General features: G+C 37.9%; 17 protein-coding genes and 1 tRNA gene. 3 read left to right on the top strand and 15 right to left on the bottom strand.

The features are described 5' to 3' along the window. Window positions 1-11: 11 nt before the first annotated feature. Both KUV80_RS00355 and KUV80_RS00350 read right to left on the bottom strand, forming a co-directional pair. Window positions 12-239: a hypothetical protein gene (locus tag KUV80_RS00355; RefSeq protein WP_222460714.1), complete on the bottom strand. Its 228-nt coding sequence runs from the start codon at window positions 237-239 to the stop codon at window positions 12-14. Window positions 240-458: 219 nt separating this feature from the next. Then, window positions 459-1,103: a 3'-5' exonuclease gene (locus KUV80_RS00350; protein ID WP_222460713.1), complete on the bottom strand. Its 645-nt coding sequence runs from the start codon at window positions 1,101-1,103 to the stop codon at window positions 459-461. Window positions 1,104-1,412: 309 nt separating this feature from the next. On the opposite strand from KUV80_RS00350, the gene KUV80_RS00345 reads away from it, so the two are divergent. Together KUV80_RS00345 and KUV80_RS00340 are read left to right on the top strand one after the other, a co-directional pair. Further along, the gene (locus KUV80_RS00345) at window positions 1,413-2,075 is read left to right on the top strand and encodes a hypothetical protein (RefSeq protein ID WP_222460712.1); all 663 of its coding nucleotides are present in this window, start codon (window positions 1,413-1,415) and stop codon (window positions 2,073-2,075) included. 132 nt (window positions 2,076-2,207) lie between these two features. After that, a complete protein-coding gene (locus tag KUV80_RS00340) occupies window positions 2,208-2,384 on the top strand; it encodes a YjcZ family sporulation protein (RefSeq protein ID WP_222460711.1) in 177 nt (58 codons plus the stop codon). A gap of 47 nt (window positions 2,385-2,431) precedes the next feature. Here the strand turns inward: KUV80_RS00340 and nagE are convergent, their stop codons facing one another. The 10 genes from nagE to KUV80_RS00290 all read right to left on the bottom strand — a co-directional run bounded on the left by nagE (window position 2,432) and on the right by KUV80_RS00290 (window position 13,831). After that, complete coding sequence (gene nagE, locus KUV80_RS00335) at window positions 2,432-3,841, bottom strand: N-acetylglucosamine-specific PTS transporter subunit IIBC (RefSeq protein ID WP_222460710.1); 1,410 nt, start codon at window positions 3,839-3,841, stop codon at window positions 2,432-2,434. A 6-nt stretch (window positions 3,842-3,847) separates the two neighbouring features. Next, on the bottom strand, window positions 3,848-4,762 hold the full coding sequence (murQ, locus tag KUV80_RS00330) for an N-acetylmuramic acid 6-phosphate etherase (protein WP_222460709.1): 915 nt from the start codon (window positions 4,760-4,762) through the stop codon (window positions 3,848-3,850). Between the two features lie 42 nt (window positions 4,763-4,804). Beyond that, entirely contained in the window at window positions 4,805-5,866 is a 1,062-nt protein-coding gene (locus tag KUV80_RS00325) for a DUF871 domain-containing protein (RefSeq protein WP_222460708.1), read from the bottom strand. A gap of 17 nt (window positions 5,867-5,883) precedes the next feature. After that, window positions 5,884-7,257: a PTS transporter subunit EIIC gene (locus KUV80_RS00320; protein ID WP_222460707.1), complete on the bottom strand. Its 1,374-nt coding sequence runs from the start codon at window positions 7,255-7,257 to the stop codon at window positions 5,884-5,886. Between the two features lie 53 nt (window positions 7,258-7,310). Continuing rightward, window positions 7,311-8,030 carry a GntR family transcriptional regulator gene (locus KUV80_RS00315; RefSeq protein WP_222460706.1) on the bottom strand — a complete coding sequence of 240 codons (720 nt, stop codon included), beginning with the start codon at window positions 8,028-8,030 and terminating at the stop codon, window positions 7,311-7,313. Window positions 8,031-8,039: 9 nt separating this feature from the next. Then, entirely contained in the window at window positions 8,040-8,759 is a 720-nt protein-coding gene (gene nagB, locus KUV80_RS00310; protein ID WP_222460705.1) for a glucosamine-6-phosphate deaminase, read from the bottom strand. Window positions 8,760-8,761: 2 nt separating this feature from the next. After that, the gene (nagA, locus tag KUV80_RS00305; protein ID WP_222460704.1) at window positions 8,762-9,943 is read right to left on the bottom strand and encodes an N-acetylglucosamine-6-phosphate deacetylase; all 1,182 of its coding nucleotides are present in this window, start codon (window positions 9,941-9,943) and stop codon (window positions 8,762-8,764) included. 118 nt (window positions 9,944-10,061) lie between these two features. Continuing rightward, window positions 10,062-11,321, bottom strand: coding sequence for an exo-beta-N-acetylmuramidase NamZ family protein (locus KUV80_RS00300; protein WP_222460703.1), 1,260 nt, complete (start codon window positions 11,319-11,321; stop codon window positions 10,062-10,064). A gap of 21 nt (window positions 11,322-11,342) precedes the next feature. Next, on the bottom strand, window positions 11,343-13,361 hold the full coding sequence (gene nagZ, locus KUV80_RS00295; RefSeq protein WP_222462211.1) for a beta-N-acetylhexosaminidase: 2,019 nt from the start codon (window positions 13,359-13,361) through the stop codon (window positions 11,343-11,345). Between the two features lie 272 nt (window positions 13,362-13,633). Continuing rightward, complete coding sequence (locus KUV80_RS00290) at window positions 13,634-13,831, bottom strand: hypothetical protein (protein ID WP_222460702.1); 198 nt, start codon at window positions 13,829-13,831, stop codon at window positions 13,634-13,636. A 136-nt stretch (window positions 13,832-13,967) separates the two neighbouring features. Here KUV80_RS00290 and KUV80_RS00285 point away from each other — a divergent pair. Further along, window positions 13,968-14,043 (top strand) — tRNA-Ala (locus KUV80_RS00285). Between the two features lie 511 nt (window positions 14,044-14,554). Here KUV80_RS00285 and KUV80_RS00280 read toward each other — a convergent pair. The 3 genes from KUV80_RS00280 to KUV80_RS00270 all read right to left on the bottom strand — a co-directional run bounded on the left by KUV80_RS00280 (window position 14,555) and on the right by KUV80_RS00270 (window position 15,993). Continuing rightward, window positions 14,555-14,887: a type I restriction enzyme HsdR N-terminal domain-containing protein gene (locus tag KUV80_RS00280; protein ID WP_222460701.1), complete on the bottom strand. Its 333-nt coding sequence runs from the start codon at window positions 14,885-14,887 to the stop codon at window positions 14,555-14,557. 68 nt (window positions 14,888-14,955) lie between these two features. Further along, on the bottom strand, window positions 14,956-15,174 hold the full coding sequence (locus tag KUV80_RS00275; protein ID WP_222460700.1) for a hypothetical protein: 219 nt from the start codon (window positions 15,172-15,174) through the stop codon (window positions 14,956-14,958). 27 nt (window positions 15,175-15,201) lie between these two features. Beyond that, window positions 15,202-15,993 carry a hypothetical protein gene (locus KUV80_RS00270; RefSeq protein WP_222460699.1) on the bottom strand — a complete coding sequence of 264 codons (792 nt, stop codon included), beginning with the start codon at window positions 15,991-15,993 and terminating at the stop codon, window positions 15,202-15,204. Window positions 15,994-16,482 lie beyond the last annotated feature (489 nt).

Raw genomic sequence — 16,482 nt, 5'->3', positions numbered from 1 at the left:
CCGTCTTAAGCTTACCCAACTTCCTTAACAGTCATAGGAACGAAAGATAATAATAAAGAGATAATATTATTGATCTGTTCCGGGGTAATATGTATGCCATCATTAGCTAACAATTCTTCTTTAAGACGAATAATCGTATCAACTTCATCAATTTTTGAGTCCATTAAGCAATAATCAATCGTGTTCAACAACTCCAGCAACTGATTATTTTTATTGGTAATGTAATATGTAGTGTTCACCAATAAACACCCCCTACTAACATTATTATCGAAACTGAGGTCATTTTCCTACAAAAACAATTCGTCAAATGACGACATATCTTACTTTTTATGGATTTTAACCCATTATACCTAACGACTTATGTCGAACCTGGTCGATTTAACAGGAACAAAGTCCTATTATGGGTATTTGTGTTATAAGTTATTTTTAACAAACTTAAAAATTTTTATAACAATACTTTAGTTAAATAACTTTGATAAAGAAGCAAATGGGGAAACGTCTTCCTCTGTCTTTGTTTTATAGACTAATTTTTCAGGCTCAAAAAGCTTTGACTCCAAGTACGAGACAGGATTCTTAGTCAGTTCTATCTGATTAAATATTTTTGTTAAAATTCGGGCTGTATTTATCGCATCATCCAATGCACGATGTTTAGAGCCCTCATACGTAAGATCTACAGCTTCTAGAGCACGTGATAATCCATATCTGAATCCTTTTTCACTATCATGAAGGATGCTAAAATGAAATTGTAAATCGTTATGATTAATGATCCACTCAATATCGGTTTGATGATAAGTGGAGTCAGTAATGAGCGCCCATTTATCTTCTGGTCCCCATGAACATAAGCAATACTCTTCCAAACCAATCCAGGACCGAAAGTTTTCAATGGCTTCTGTGTAAGTAGGAGCGGAGATTAAGTCCCTTTTGGTTATACCCGTCAAGTTGGTGATTCGTGTATTTAATTTATCCATTTTTGGTTGTACAAAGGATTGAAATGTATCCAATAGCTTGATTTCTCCATTTACTGCACTCAACCGAATAGCACCAATCTCAATAATTTCAGACAACCTGTTTGTCATTTCTAAATCGTAGACAATATATTGCATCCTCATCACACCTGCCTTTCATCCTTTATGTCTCAATGATGAATGAATGTCTATCCCTTATTGTAGGGTATATGTTAATAAATTGAAATATTTCCATGCGTTTTACCTTTCTAGACCTGTTATACTAGCCTTAAGTCGGTTTAAATGATGCTATGACCATTTTATGTTTATGATCTACTGAGATTCCTTAAATTCAATAACCTAGTTGTTTTTTAATCTGTTAAACTTTGCATTTTCTATTTGTTGTTCATTTGCTAGTATTGTTGTTATCTGTTTTAAAAAATGATTTACATAAAGAGGGATATTACTATGAAAAAACACTTAATTATCATCTTTTCTGCTGCTTCGCTTATCTTATCAGCATGTTCGAAAGAAGACATACAAGAGGAACAAGCCACAGCTCAAGCCGAAGTTAACTCAAGCGACCAAACTACTGAACCCGCAGATGATTCGAAAAAGGATACGCAAGAAACAGCTACGCCCTCAGAAGAGAACACTACTTCTGAACCCCAAACAAATAGCGAAGACCCTCCAGAAGGAGAAGATAAAGAATACATAACAAGTAATCACCAGTTTGTTGCAAGTGAAGTGACAAATCTTAGTGAAAAAGAAGTAAGTACTTTCTGGGGAGAACCCCAGAGATCAGAAGAGATCAAATTTCGTTATTCTGGAACTACTAAATTTGTCCCTGCCGTTGTTCATTATTATATGGATGAGAAATATGCCGTCACGTTTGTAGAGGGTAAAGCGGCTCGCCTCGTTTATTCAGTGATTGATGAAGAAATTTTATTTGATGAAGAGAAAATTCGAGCATTAGAACTTGCTGGACTTCCAATTGATGTCGAAGAAACTACGGATACTGACACTGCTTTTGTATGGACTGAGCTAGGTGACGTTCATCAAGTTACCATGTTTTCAAAAGGTGAATTCGTAGACTATCTGTATATCATTCTTGATGAAGCTTATAAATAAAAACTGGTTTTTTTACAGGACATGTGTCTCTATAATTCCGCGTTCATCACCGTTTCTATGCTTATCCTACTTGCATAAACTGTTTTTGAGGAGAGATATCGGCTTCTCATATGCAAGAAGAGGAGTGAAACCATGTCGTCAGGAAAGTACTGTTCTGATAGCTTCACGCTAATAGTTGTACTATTCGTGCTGCTCATTATTGTCGGAGCCGTTTCCTTTGGCGGAAATTGCTGTGTTTATCCAAACCCATACCCTTATCCGTGCGGTTATGCAGCAAACGTACCAGTTAGTGGTTATTGGAACGCTTAATATAGACAAAAACACCATTCCTATCGGAACGGTGTTTTTTCTACTATTTAAAGCTTTTCTCTCATACTCTCAGCAATCGGTTCAACCTCTGACCCTACGACTACTTGGATATTTTGATTATTAAGTTTAATAAGCCCTTTTGAACCGGCTTTTCTAAGAGCTTCTTCATCTACTAAACCGATATCCTTAATCTGCAGTCTTAATCGGGTGATACAGTTTTCAAGCAAAACAATATTTTCTTTTCCGCCTAACGCTGCCAAGTATGCATTTGCTGCTGTCTCATACTTTTCATTCGTAACTGAACCTGTCGCCGCAGCTTCAGCGATCATCATATCTTCATCTTCTCGACCAGGAGTTTTCAAATCTAATTTAACGATTAGATAGCGGAAGATTACATAATACAAGGCAAAGTAAACGGCGCCAATCGGTAGTAACAGCCAACCGTTCTGAGCAATCCCAATGTTAAGGAAATAATCGATGGCACCTGCTGAGAATGTAAAGCCGTGATGGATATCAAACAAAACGGCAACTGACATAGAAACGGCTGTCAAAAGTGCATGCACAACATAAAGCAGTGGAGATAAGAACATAAAAGCAAACTCGATTGGTTCTGTGATTCCAGTTACGAGCGAAGTGAGTGCCATACCACCCATCATTCCGGCTACTGCTTTTTTACGGTGTTTTTTTGCGGTATGAATCATTGCAAAACATGCTGCTGGCAATCCAAACATCATCACTGGGAAGAATCCAGCCATATAAAATCCTGCTTTTGGATCATTAGCAAAAAACCTTGCTAAATCTCCTGTAACCACTTTACCATTTTCACCAGTAAACTCACCAAAAACGAACCAAAGGAAACTGTTTAACACGTGATGAAGACCTAGTGGTATTAATAAACGGTTAAAGAAACCAAAGATCCCTGCACCAATTGCTCCAGCGCTCGTAATCCATGTTCCTACATTTTCTAACCCCATCTGTATCGTCGGCCAAATCAGTCCAAAAAGCAAACCAAGAACAACCATAGCACCTGCTGTTACAATTGGAACAAACCGCTTTCCGCCAAAGAAAGATAACCACTCTGGAAGTTTAACATCATGATATCGATTATATAAGAGTCCTGCTACTACACCCGCTAATATCCCTCCCAGAACAGACATATCAAACTTACCTTCAAACTCTAAGGCACTTTCTGCAAATGATTTTGCACCTTCAGTTAATACAAAATAACCGATAGCCCCAGCAAGACCTGCTGCACCGCTTCCATCTTTCGCTAACCCAACGGCTACCCCTATTGCAAAAATCAACGCTAGATGGCCAAAAATGGCACCACCTGCTGCGGCTAAAAAAGGAATTCCTAATAAGTCATCCTGACCAAAACGCAGAATTAATCCTGCGGCTGGAAGAACTGCGATAGGCAGCATGAGCGCACGGCCGATTCGTTGTAAAAATCCTAACATACCAATCTACCCCTCTCCATTTAGAGTAAACTTTTTAATGGCTTCTTTTAATCTTCCATTTTGCAGTTCTAGATGCATTTTTGCTTCGTTCACAGAAACACCTGTTACTAGTTGAAAGATGGCTGCTTTCGTGTTTCCATTCTGCTCCTGTAACGCTTGGGCAGCTTCCTTTTCACTTACTCCAGCCGCCTCCATGATAATATTCTTTGCACGCTGTTTCAGCTTGGCGTTTGTTGGTTGAACATCCACCATAAGGTTGCTGTATATTTTCCCCCATTTGATCATACTCGCTGTACTGATCATGTTCAGAACCAGCTTCTGTGCTGTTCCGGCTTTCATTCGCGTTGATCCGGTAACAACTTCAGGACCTGTGACAACGGTTATTCCTAAATCTGAAGCTTTTTCCATGGGAGAATGTTGTGAACATACAAGAGCAGCTGTGAATGCGCCTTGCTTTCTTGCATGCTCCATTGCACCTAAACAATAAGGTGTACGGCCGGATGCGGCAATTGCTAAAACAACATCCTTTTCGGATACATTCACGTTTTCCAGATCGGTCTTTCCAAGGTCAAAATCATCTTCTGCACCTTCGATTGCGTGTTGAAGCGCATATTCCCCGCCTGCGATTAGACCAACAACCAAATTAGGATTCGTTCCATATGTCGGAGGACACTCTGAAGCATCCAGCACCCCTAGCCTGCCACTTGTCCCTGCTCCGATATAGATCAAACGGCCGCCGTTTTCAAATGCACCTACCACTTTTTCTACTACCGTGCTTATTTCCGATAAAACAGGTGTAATACAGCTGGCTACTCTAAGATCCGCTTCGTGAATTTTTTTGACCACTTGTAACGTTGAGAGTTCATCGATGTTTATCGTGTCTGGATTTCTTTTTTCCGTAGCCCATTTTGTTAAGTCCATGGCGTTCCCCTTCCTATGTTTTTCGGATTCCGTTGTTTCGCTCTAAAAATCAAATTCTTTTCTCAAAAATACAAATTTTTGACCGCCTCCAATAAATTTCAGAAGTGGTTTGCTTTCTTCCTGAATAAAACCTGCCACATTTACTTTTTCATTAGCAGGCAAATCATGCAGGCAGATTTGAAGTTCACCTGCATATCTTCCATAAAGCTTATTGTCAACCGTAATCGTACCCATATGATAGCTTGCTTCACTATAACGTACCTGTTCAAGTGGAAAATCTGTTCCTCTCGATTCAACTGACCGTATCACATACTGTGCGGCATCCATTCTATTCGTATGGACCGTATTGTAATAATTTGAATACTCATTTCCAAACTGTGCATAAAGAGGAATTTCCTGTTGTATAAGAGATTTAATCTCTTTAAGGGATTGATCTGATAATCGGATATCACCTACACAAATTTTATCTGTTCCCAATTGTTTTAATTCAAGAGCTGAAAAAAGAGGAGATTTGTTACGATGATCCTCAATTGTTGGAAGTCGTTCCATCAGCGGTCCTCTTAAAACGGCATCACCTGGTATAAAAGCCATCGTTTTTATACCGTACCGATGAAACAGCGCATTTCGTTCTTCTAGTTGTACACTTGAAATTCCGGTAAAAGGTTTTGGGTAAAAATTATGCCAGGCTTCTGCTTGATTTGGTACGAGACCTTCGTTTAATAATTCTTGAAGCTGCTCTTCATTCACTGTACTGGCATTCAGTCCAATTTTTAAAAAAGAGGACAGCCAAGCAATCTGCTTAGCTGTAAACCCATAATCCATCCTTACTCCAGAGATCCCCCATTCTTTTAACTGAGGCAATTCTTTGTAATGAAGTCCTAACCGTTCAAGAGAAGCTGGTGAAATGTCAGCCATCACGTCCATATGTGAAAGTTGAGCGATTTCACCAAGCATCTTTACTTTTTTGAAAAACGAAATACCTTTTTCTTCAGGAATGTGAAGAGAGGTAAAAATATATTGAAATCCATTTTCTGCAGCTTTCTCAATCCAACTTTTAATGAAAGAATCTGACTCACTTAAATAAATGGAAATACCATAACACAAAAGTCTTTCACTCCTAGTTAAATATCTTTTGCCATGCTTTCTTTAAATCCAAACGTCCATGTGAACAAGAAGCCGAAGATGTAAGCGATCACTAATCCTAGTAAGTATAGAACCATCTGATTAGCGTGAACTAAGAAGACGAGTGGAATTCCAGACACACCTATTGCAATCGTCGCGATTTTAAAGAACGCTTGGAATGCACCACCCACTGCTGCACCTAAACAAGCCGTTAAGAATGGGCGTCCAAGTGGCAAGGTAACTCCGAAGATTAAAGGTTCTCCAATCCCTAGCATCCCTACTGGCAGTCCGCCTTTAATAACTTTACGTAAACGTTCGTTACGCGTTTTGAAGTAGATGGCGAATGCAGCACCAACCTGACCTGCTCCACCCATTGCGAGGATAGGCAATAACGGATCATCACCTATCGAATTTATTAGTTCCATGTGAACGGGTGTTAGTCCTTGATGTAGTCCTGTTACAACAAGTGGCAAGAATGTACCTGCTAAAATAAGTCCAGAGAAAATACCGCCAATATCAATTAAGTTCAATAATCCTTTTGTAATAACGTCGGACAAAAATCCGCCAACTGGCTGAAGTATATACAACGTCGCAAATCCTGTTATTAATAATGCAAGAGTAGGTGTAACGATAATGTCAATTGCAGCCGGAACAAACTTTCTAATACGTTTTTCAAGCCATGCGATTAAAACAGCTGCCAGCATAACACCGATAAGTCCACCACGGCCTACAACTAGCGGATCACCAAAAACCGTTATATTAGCTAAGCCTGGGTTAATAATTAAGATCCCTGCCGCTCCACCTAAAGCGGGCGTTCCCCCAAATTCTTTTGCGGTGTTAATCCCTACAAACACAGCAAGATAGCCAAAAACACCCCACCCTATTAAACTCAGCATCTGCATGAATGATGTTTCGGGATCTGCACCCATTCGAATCGCAACGTTTGTAATCCCTGCGATTAAACCTGATGCTACGATTGCTGGAATTAAAGGGATGAAAATACTAGCAATCTTGCGTAAAAACTGTTTAAAAGGAGTAGCGTTCTTTTTGTTAATGGCATCCTTATTCATACGCGCCATCTGTTCAAGATCCATATGATCTGTTTCGTCCACAGAATGAATATTCATCCCCGTTTCTTCACTGATCGCTAAGGTGACACGGTTAACAATTCCTGGTCCAACGATAATTTGCAGTGTATCATCTTCAACAACACCTAACACACCATCCACATCTTTTAAGCCTTTTAGATCCGCTTTTGAAGGGTCGTGCAGATCTACTCGAATTCTCGTCATACAATGCATCAACGTTTGAATGTTGGATGCACCACCAAGCTTCTCAATAATACTGTGAGCCATTTGCTGCTCTTTGCCCATTTTCATTCCCCCTTTTAGTAAACGCTTTCATTTTTATATAAAACGCTTATCGGTTAGCGTTTCATATCAATCATAAATTTATATCTGTCTCCTCTATAGACGGAGTGAACAATCTCGAGGGGTTTACCTGTTGTTAAATACGTTTGTCTTTGAATCAGCAAGACTGGTGCACCTTTAGCGATCTCCAAAATCTCGCTTTCAGCTTCTCTTGCAATGGAAGCTTCTAAACTTTGTGTTGCATAATCGATGTAAAATCCAGCATTCTCTACGTGTGAATATAAAGAACCTTTTTTTAAATGAATCTCTTGTAAATCCAGAAGTTGGACAGGAACAAACGTCGTTTCGATCGCCATCGGTACATCATCGGCTAAGCGCACTCGCTTAATCTCATAAACTTCTTCGCTTGGTTGTATTTCTAGGCTCTTAGCTAATTTATGATTGGCTTGTATTTTTTGGAAGGATACTAACTTTGAAGCAGGTTCCAAACCTCTGGATTTCATATCTTCCGTAAAACTCGTTAAACCCAACAGTTTTTGCTCTATTTTCTTACTAGAAACAAAAGTGCCTTTTCCTTTACTTCTTGTTAAATAGCCATCATTCACAAGGTTGTTGATTGCTTGACGAACTGTCATTCGGCTTACTTCATAGTTTTCAGCAAATTCTCTTTCAGAAGAGATCATGCTGCCAGGTTCCCAATCGCCTTTTTCGATTTTTTGCTTAATTGCCTCTTCTATTTGATAATAAAGTGGCAGAGGTGATGTTTTATCAATCATAAAAATGGGTCAACTCTCCTTATCTAAAAGCGATCTTGCACCCTTGTCAGCAAGTACTGTGACATTCGGGTGAACTTTAAGCGCTGTAGCTGGAATATCTTTATTTATTGATCCTTTAAAAAGCTCTTTAACAGCATTGGCTTTCCTTTCACCAACAGCGAGCAGAAGGATTTCTTTACTCTCTAAAATGGTTCCAATTCCCATTGTTATTGCCTTTTTGGGCTGATTCGTGTCAATAAAATATTTTGCATTAGCCGAAAGAGTGGATTCTGTAAGCTGTACAACATGTGTCCTTGAGTCGAAATTTGTCCCTGGTTCGTTAAAACCGATGTGACCATTCTCCCCGATCCCTAATACTTGCAGATCAATACCACCAAGATTTGAAATGATATCTTCATAGCTCTTGCACTCTACAGTCAAGCTATCGGCTTCACCGTTTGGAAGATGTGTTTGTTCACTAGGTATATCCACATACTGAAAAAAGTGCTCTTTCATATAGGTGTGGTAAGCTTGTGATCCAACATATTCGTCTAAGTTAACAGTGTGTACGTGATCATAAGATTGTTTACTTTCTATACTATATTTCGAAAGATAACGGTACATGCCAAGCGGCGTTTTACCGGTTGCAAGGCCAAGAACCAATCTGTCAGAAGTTTTTATTTTGGAAATTAAAATCTCAGCTGCTATTCTGCTAAGTTCTTCTTCATCTGAAACAGCTATAAGTTTCAAATTTAACCCTCCTTCCGATGATACGCTAATGTCCCTCGGCAAAAAGTCATGAAGACATCGAAGTCTCTTGTGAATACGGTGATATCCGCATCTTTTCCTTTTGAAAGACTTCCTTTTCTATCAAAAATATTAAGTTCTTTTGCTGCGTTAATACTCGTCATTTTTACGATATCTGTTATTGAGCAGTTCGTGTAGTTCATCATGTTTTTCACAGAATCACTCATAGTAAGAATACTACCCGCAAGCGTCCCGTCTTCAAGTTCGGCTTTGTATTGTTTCACTGTTACTTGCTGGCCGCCTAGCGCATACGTACCATCACCTAATCCTTTTGCACGCATTGAATCTGTAATGAGTACAGTTCTGTCAGGTCCTGTAGAATGATAGGCAAGCTGAATCATTTCAGGACATGCATGGACACCATCTACAATCATCTCAACCATCAGTTCATTTTGTATGAGTGCAGCACCTGCCACACCGGGATCTCTATGGTGCATTCCCCTCATTCCATTAAATAAATGGGTGACATGGGAAATGCCTGCTTCAATCCCTTCTTTCACCTCCTTGAACGTGCAGTCACTATGACCAATCGATGCGATAACATTATTTTCTGCTAAATACCGTACAAGTTCATGTCCATCTACCATCTCAGGCGCAAGTGTTACGAGCTTGATATGGTGCTTAGCTTTTTCTTGCCACATTTTAAAAAGTTCAACATTTGGTGTCTGAATAAATTCTCTAGGCTGAGCTCCAGCCCGCTTTGGAGAAATAAAAGGTCCTTCTAAGTGAATTCCAAGCATTTCAGCTGACCCAGGTTTTTGCTTATCTATAAAAGAAGCAGCTTGTGAAAGAGCACTCTCTATCTGCTCCTTACTCTGAGTCATAGTTGTTGCTAAAAATGACGTTGTTCCTTCACCAGGAATTGCTCTTGCTATTTTAAATAGAGCCTCTATATTTTCATCCATCACATCCGCACCAACGCTCCCATGAATATGGACATCAATCATGCCAGGAATCATTATGGAACCACGGGGCATGCCATATGTCTCAATTTCTTCTCCGTTAGTTAGCGGATTTTCTAAACCTGCGTATGCTATTTTTTCATTTCTAATTAAAAGATAGCCGTTTTCTAAAAGAAATCCATTTTCGTCAATAAAATCCCCATGCAAGAGTACACCCGGCTTCATGTCCACTCCCCTTTATCATTTTATGCCAAGCGTATCATGGTTATGACTAGTTGTCTATACCAGTCAGAAAATTCACACAAAAAAGCTAAGGCATGTGATTAGCCTTAGCTTTCTCACCTTAATAAAGCAAATAATTTTTTCTTAATTTTTTAAATTCACTTAATTTCTCATCATACCTGGACACGATCTCTTCTACCGAACTACCAGATTCAATAGCATCCCTTACCCATCCATTTCCAATCAATAGATCAAAAAATGATCGGCCTGCACTATCTTCTGCTCTAAATGCAAAATCTGCTGGATACATATCATGGATCATTTTCACCAGTGTAATACCTGATAGAACAGGTTGAAATAATTTCTTGTCAGTTACGTGAATCTCAACACCATGTGATAGTTTCCCAGCATGCTTTGAAAAGGTAGGTGTAAAGGAAGCAGGACGGAACTTAACTCCCGGAAGTCCTTGTTCATTTAATGCTTTTGCCAAATCATCTCCATTGATGAACGGTGCCCCGATTAATTCAAATGGTTTTGTAGTTCCTCTTCCTTCAGAAACATTCGTTCCTTCAATTAAAGCAGCTCCCGGATACGTGATCGCAGTATCTACTGTTGGCATATTTGGAGAAGGTAGAACCCATTCTAGACGATTGTCTTCATACGTCCACGATCTTTTCCAGCCTTTCATTTTCACCACTTCTAAATCCGCATCAATGTCAAATTCTTGATTGAATAATTGGGCTAATTCACCAACTGTCATACCGTGTCTTAACGGAATTGGATATAGGCCCACAAAAGATGAGTAGGCGGGATCTAATACTGGACCTTCCACTTGCTCCCCTCCAAGAGGATTTGGTCGATCAAGCACAACAAAAGGTATATTATTCTCTTTAGCAGCTTCCATTGCGTATGCCATTGTATAAATGTACGTATAGAAACGTGTTCCAACATCCTGTATGTCAAACACTAATACATCAATACCTTCTAACATTGCAGCTGTAGGTTTTTTCGTTGGACCATACAAGCTATAGACAGGCAGTCCTGTTTTTGGATCGGTATAAGACTCAATATATTGCCCAGCCTGTGCACTTCCTCGTACACCATGTTCAGGTCCATAAAGTGCTTTTAATCCAATATCCGGATGGTTGTACAACACATCTACAATACTGATAAGATTCCGGTCAATCCCTGTAGGATTAGTGATTAACCCTACATTTTTCCCTTTAAGAAGCGAGATTTGATCATGCATAAGCATCTCAAGTCCTGTCTTGAATTTTTGCCTGTGATGATCTTCATCCTTCGAAGCATTTAACATTTGTGCACCTGGAAGTATACTTGTTAACATGAAAAATACCGCTATAAACAATCCCCATTTCTTCATCTTGTTTCTTCCTCCTCTTTATTAGTAGCTCAAACCGTGTCCGAATAGATAAAGAACCGTTTCTGCGTCTTTATATATGGTTACAGGCAGCTTTCCTGATGGGTTATTCGTCCCGAAAATGGTATCAGCAGCTGCTTTAAAACTAGCATCCCTGAAACCGTATTGTGCAAGGTAAGCAGACACCTCAGGAAAAGCCATGATATCGTAAGGATTACGAATTCCGACGGCAACAGTTTTAGCAGGTGCTGTTTCAATCACTTGATTCACCATCTGCATTTGCGAACTTGAAGGAGAACGGCCAGATACATTAAACGTGTATGTCCCTAAAACCACTAAATCTGCCTGTTTAACTTTTAATAACTGTTCTTCATTTAAAGGTTTAGTCGTTTGAATCAACTCAACTGACGAATGGTGTGCTGATAGGGCGTTTTGGAGGGATCCACTAAATGAACTGCCAATTACAACAACGGAATTTACATTATTCTTATCTACCGGTAATAGCCCATTATTTTTTACTAATGTGATGGATTTTTGTGCGACCTCTTTTTCCACTTCTTTATGCGCATTATTTCCGACGACCTTCTCTGCATATGCAATTTTTTCTGCAACTGGTGTTTCTGTTGCTTGTTTATAAATGCCACGCTTCGCTTTTAATGTTAGGAGGCGTTCTACTGATTCGTTTAATCTTTGTTCTTTGATCTCTCCATTTTCAACCGCGGTATATAGACCGTTAGCAACTTCTTCTAATCCTACAGGCATTAATACAATATCAGTGCCAGCATTAACAGCTCTAATAACGGCATCAACCGCTCCAAAATGATCTGCTATAGCTTTCATGTTTAACGCATCTGTTGATATAACACCTTCAAAGCCCATTTCATTTCTCATCAAGTTTGTCAAAACCTCGTGAGATAATGTAGCAGGCAATGCAATCTCTGTTCCGTCCTTTTTAGATATGACTGTAGTCGGATCAATTTTAGGGAAAGTAACATGTGCAGTCATGATTGCATCAATGCCTTGATTCATCGCTTGTTGGAAGGGATAAAGTTCTACTTCCAGTAACCGTTCTTTTTCATGAGGAACGGAAGGTAATCCTAAGTGAGAATCTACTGCCGTATCTCCATGTCCAGGAAAATGTTTCGCTGTAGCTGCCATTCCTGCATTCTGCAACCCTTTTGTATACGCTGTTCCTAATTCGGCAACAAGTTTAGGGTCTTCCCCGAATGACCTTACTCCGATAACAGGATTGTCTGGGTTGTTATTCACATCTAAAACAGGAGCTAAATTCATGTTAATTCCTAACGATTCTAGCTCTGATCCGATTGCATGTCCGACAGATTCCGCCAGTTCTGCTGACCTTGTTGCACCAAGCGCCATATTTCCTGGGAAATCGGTACCACTCTGCAAACGTGTCACAATTCCACCTTCTTGGTCGATTGAAAGAAGCAAACCGTAGTCTTCATTCGCTTTTTTATATTCATCTACCAGTCTTACGGTCTGTTCAGTCGTTACTACATTTTCTCTAAACAAAATGACACCACCAAGGTGGTATTTTTTCACTAATTCTCTTATTTCGTCATTCATTTCTGTCACTGGCTGTCCGTTCCAGTTCCGGAAGTCCGGCATTAACATCTGTCCGATTTTTTCTTTTACTGACATGGATTGAATGGCATTGGATATCAAGTCATATTTTTTCTCTTTTTGCTTTTCAAATGAAGCCTTTCCGTTCTTTACATGAATCGCAATTCTGTCGAAAGAAGTTCCATTTGTGACAAAAATCATTGTTCTTCCATTTTGCCCGCTTAATGTAACGATTCCTTCATCTGACACAGAAGCCACGTTCTTATTTGCCGATTTCCATTTCAGATTTTCTGTTACTTCAACATATTTGCCGTTTTCTATCGGCAATAAAGCTGAAAGTGAAAACGTCTTCCCTTTAATCTCTTCGCTTAGTTGGGGCATGTTTTGAGCAATAATTAAGCTGTTGTTGTCATTTCGGTCTGCATGGACAGCCTTTAGTTGTCCCATTCCTGCAAACATAGGGATGATCAACAAAGCAACTAATGTAAAGGATCGAATCCATTTAAAAACTTTCAATTGATAAACCTCCTCTTTTTTTGTAGCGCTTTCTTTCTTTGACACTTTTCGGTAAAAAGAAGAGGCTTCCTGTCGGATGATGATAAAACAGAACTTAAGTCCTTCATGTGACTAGGACTAGTTGTCTATACCAGATTAAATCGTTTATCAATCTCAGTAAGAAAGCCTTATTTATGTAAAAAAGCTTCATCCTTTTTTGGACAAAGCTTTTATGATTATTGCTGCTGTTCTTCATCTTTTTGCTCTTCTTCCATTTCATTCTCTTTATCGTCTTTGTTAGGTTCGTCATTTTCTTCAGACGGTTCTTCTGTTGGATCTGGCTCTTGCTCGTCTTGTGGTGTTCCACAACCAAACAATAAACCAAGGGAAAGAAACGCAGAAAGTGAACCAAGTACAACTTTTTTGAATTTCAAAGGATTTTCCTCCTTTCTAATATTGCATGAATAACTTTATTTTTCGGAGAAGAGCATTGGATTATACAGAATAAGTAAAAAAAGCTTGCGGCAAGTTCTGTAAACCGATATAATTCTTTTTGTCAGTAACGTAATTGGGGGCTTAGCTCAGCTGGGAGAGCGTTTGGCTGGCAGCCAAAAGGTCAGCGGTTCGATCCCGCTAGTCTCCACCATACATAACAGTTGAAAACCCTTGAGGAATCAAGGGTTTTGTTTTTTTTATAAATCACATTATTTTTAATTAATATTGGACTTTATTTATTTAGTTCACATACGGTTTACCTATTTTCCACTTCACTTCTTAACATCTTGCATAATTAGTCCCCATATATAAATAATATTAGTGGATATTTTTGTTTTCCCAATGGTGAACTTGAGTGCGGAACATATACTACGTGTTTTAAAAAAAGAAAAAAGCCTTAAAAATCAATACTTTTAAAAAACAATAAAACATACTAAAGTTTATTCTTTCGTGGGTAAAATGTGGGTGGTTTTTAGGTGGAATTTTTCCTGAATCACCTGTCTTACTTATTCCACAATCGCACCCGATTCGTAATATAAGGTTAGCCCTTTTGTTCCTTCCCTTCACTATCCTATTTACTCTCTAAATGATAATCCATCTTTACACCACGGTAGGATGATAACGTATATTGTGTTTGATAGATAAAACGGTCTGTATCCGTACTATGCGTGAGAGGATGATAACTTAATGTCCATTTTTTCCGCTTTACATTCCACAACGAAAAGTGGTTTCTTTTCATTTTTCTCATTTTCATAGTTTACAATAATATCTGCACGGTCACTCGTTTTATTACTATATCTACTTAGAGGCACTTCTATTTCGATTATAGAAATAGGGACTTTCATTACTTCAATTAGAAACATTATCATTCTTTGACGGATTTCTTCTTCAGGTTGCTGCATAATAAACTTATTACGAATATAATCCAGAAAATAAGGTGTTTCGTCTAATACAAAGATATCCGATAAAGAATATAAACTATGATCAACTTTCATTTACTACTCCTTAGCTGCAAAATTGCAATAACCTTAAATTTTTATTTATTATTACGTGAAAATCATACCTAGTAATTGAGTGTTAATTCCTGCTTTGGAATATCAATAACATCCCATGTTGTAATAATCCCTAATAAATTTTCGGTTGGCTTTCCATTATGTGTTATAAGTAAGGCATCCAATCTAATTCCTTTTTTGAAGGATTCTTTAAATTTTTCTTCTGCTATATATATTGACTCATTCCTACCAATAAATTGATAATTACCTTCTTCACCTATATGGGGCAAGATCTCACTTAATTTGGTTTGCGAAAATTAAATTAAATCTTCTTCAACATTTTTAGCCATCCAACTAGTGATTCCATTTTCAGTAATTAAGCCTAAATAATTAGCACCATCATATATGGGAAACTGTGAGTTATCTGTTAATAAATTTGAATATGCTAAAGCTATTCTGTCCTTATGACCCCAACTTGCAATTCGCTCAAATTTTTCCGGAATTAACAAGTGAAGTAGTATATGTTGCATTTGTACCCTTTTACCTATATGTTTCCTAATATTTTCTGCCACCCTTTTTAATTCTGTCGATTGATTTAACGTGTTTATACGTTTTTCTAAAGGCTGATTTTTAACACTCTCCGCTACTAAAAACAAGAAAGAAACTTCAAAATATTTACTAGTATTATAAAAAGTACCTGTAGCTCCTAACCCTTGCTTCAATCCCTCAAAAATAGGTAATGTAGAATTAAAATTAATTCCCTTCCATGAAGCAATTGTTTCTAACTTTTTCATTTTAGTATTAAAGCTGATGGAACCTTTATAAGGGAAGAGATAATATATAAACATTAATTCGATAGCTAATTTATATACACCTTCCGCTTCATTTTCTAGCTGTTTTTTTAATTTGTTATCAAAGTTATCACCAACTGCATCATCCGGGCTTTCCACAAAAATTGATCTAAATCTATTAATATTGGTTTGAGTCCATACAGACTCTCCTTCCCAAATCAATGATTTATCATTTAATAAACATTCATTTTTCCATTTTTCCGCGGCATCATAAATTGTTACTCTGTCATATTTTTCTTTTTCATAATAAATAGCCATTTCGCTTCACCCACTTATTAAATCATTAGTTAATAAATTTGTGTTTTGTAAAGAATTTCGACAAAAATTGTTAATTACCTCCAAACTACTCCTTGGCTATGTTTTTTAAGAATATTTAGAAATCCATAATAAAATAAATTGGTATCCAACTAATAAGTCTATTTACATTTTGAAATATTAATTGCATTTGCTCCTGAAAGACAAGAAAACATTTGTTTTTCAGCTAATAATTTTTCGATTAGTAAATTATTAAACAAGTTTAAATCATTACTTTTTAATGTTTGTGATCTTTTTTAATGACAATAGCTTCATTTGTTAAAAGCATAAATTTTCTCCTTAGTAACGGGGTATAGTCTGGTGTATCTGAAAGCACCAATTATCAAGGGTTTAAGTGGTTAATCTGAGATTAACTACTTAAGATTAGCTGGAAAAAATTTTACTATCCACTCATATAAAGGGTCTCTTTCCGTAAAAAAGAAAAATACCCAA

Source organism: Fictibacillus nanhaiensis (assembly GCF_019801215.1).
Classification (GTDB): domain Bacteria; phylum Bacillota; class Bacilli; order Bacillales; family Fictibacillaceae; genus Fictibacillus; species Fictibacillus nanhaiensis_C.
This window is presented reverse-complemented; position numbering and strand designations above follow the sequence as displayed.

Bases quoted from the DNA above. Each gene is read 5' to 3' on its own strand.
- nagE (WP_222460710.1), bottom strand. From the start codon at position 3,841: ATGTTAGGATTTTTACAACGAATCGGCCGTGCGCTCATGCTGCCTATC.
- nagA (WP_222460704.1), bottom strand. From the start codon at position 9,943: ATGAAGCCGGGTGTACTCTTGCATGGGGATTTTATTGACGAAAATGGA.
- KUV80_RS00340 (WP_222460711.1), top strand. From the start codon at position 2,208: ATGTCGTCAGGAAAGTACTGTTCTGATAGCTTCACGCTAATAGTTGTA.
- KUV80_RS00270 (WP_222460699.1), bottom strand. From the start codon at position 15,993: ATGGCTATTTATTATGAAAAAGAAAAATATGACAGAGTAACAATTTAT.
- KUV80_RS00320 (WP_222460707.1), bottom strand. From the start codon at position 7,257: ATGGGCAAAGAGCAGCAAATGGCTCACAGTATTATTGAGAAGCTTGGT.
- murQ (WP_222460709.1), bottom strand. From the start codon at position 4,762: ATGGACTTAACAAAATGGGCTACGGAAAAAAGAAATCCAGACACGATA.
- KUV80_RS00350 (WP_222460713.1), bottom strand. From the start codon at position 1,103: ATGCAATATATTGTCTACGATTTAGAAATGACAAACAGGTTGTCTGAA.
- KUV80_RS00300 (WP_222460703.1), bottom strand. From the start codon at position 11,321: ATGAAGAAATGGGGATTGTTTATAGCGGTATTTTTCATGTTAACAAGT.
- KUV80_RS00315 (WP_222460706.1), bottom strand. From the start codon at position 8,030: ATGATTGATAAAACATCACCTCTGCCACTTTATTATCAAATAGAAGAG.
- KUV80_RS00280 (WP_222460701.1), bottom strand. From the start codon at position 14,887: ATGAAAGTTGATCATAGTTTATATTCTTTATCGGATATCTTTGTATTA.
- KUV80_RS00345 (WP_222460712.1), top strand. From the start codon at position 1,413: ATGAAAAAACACTTAATTATCATCTTTTCTGCTGCTTCGCTTATCTTA.
- nagZ (WP_222462211.1), bottom strand. From the start codon at position 13,361: ATGTTTGCAGGAATGGGACAACTAAAGGCTGTCCATGCAGACCGAAAT.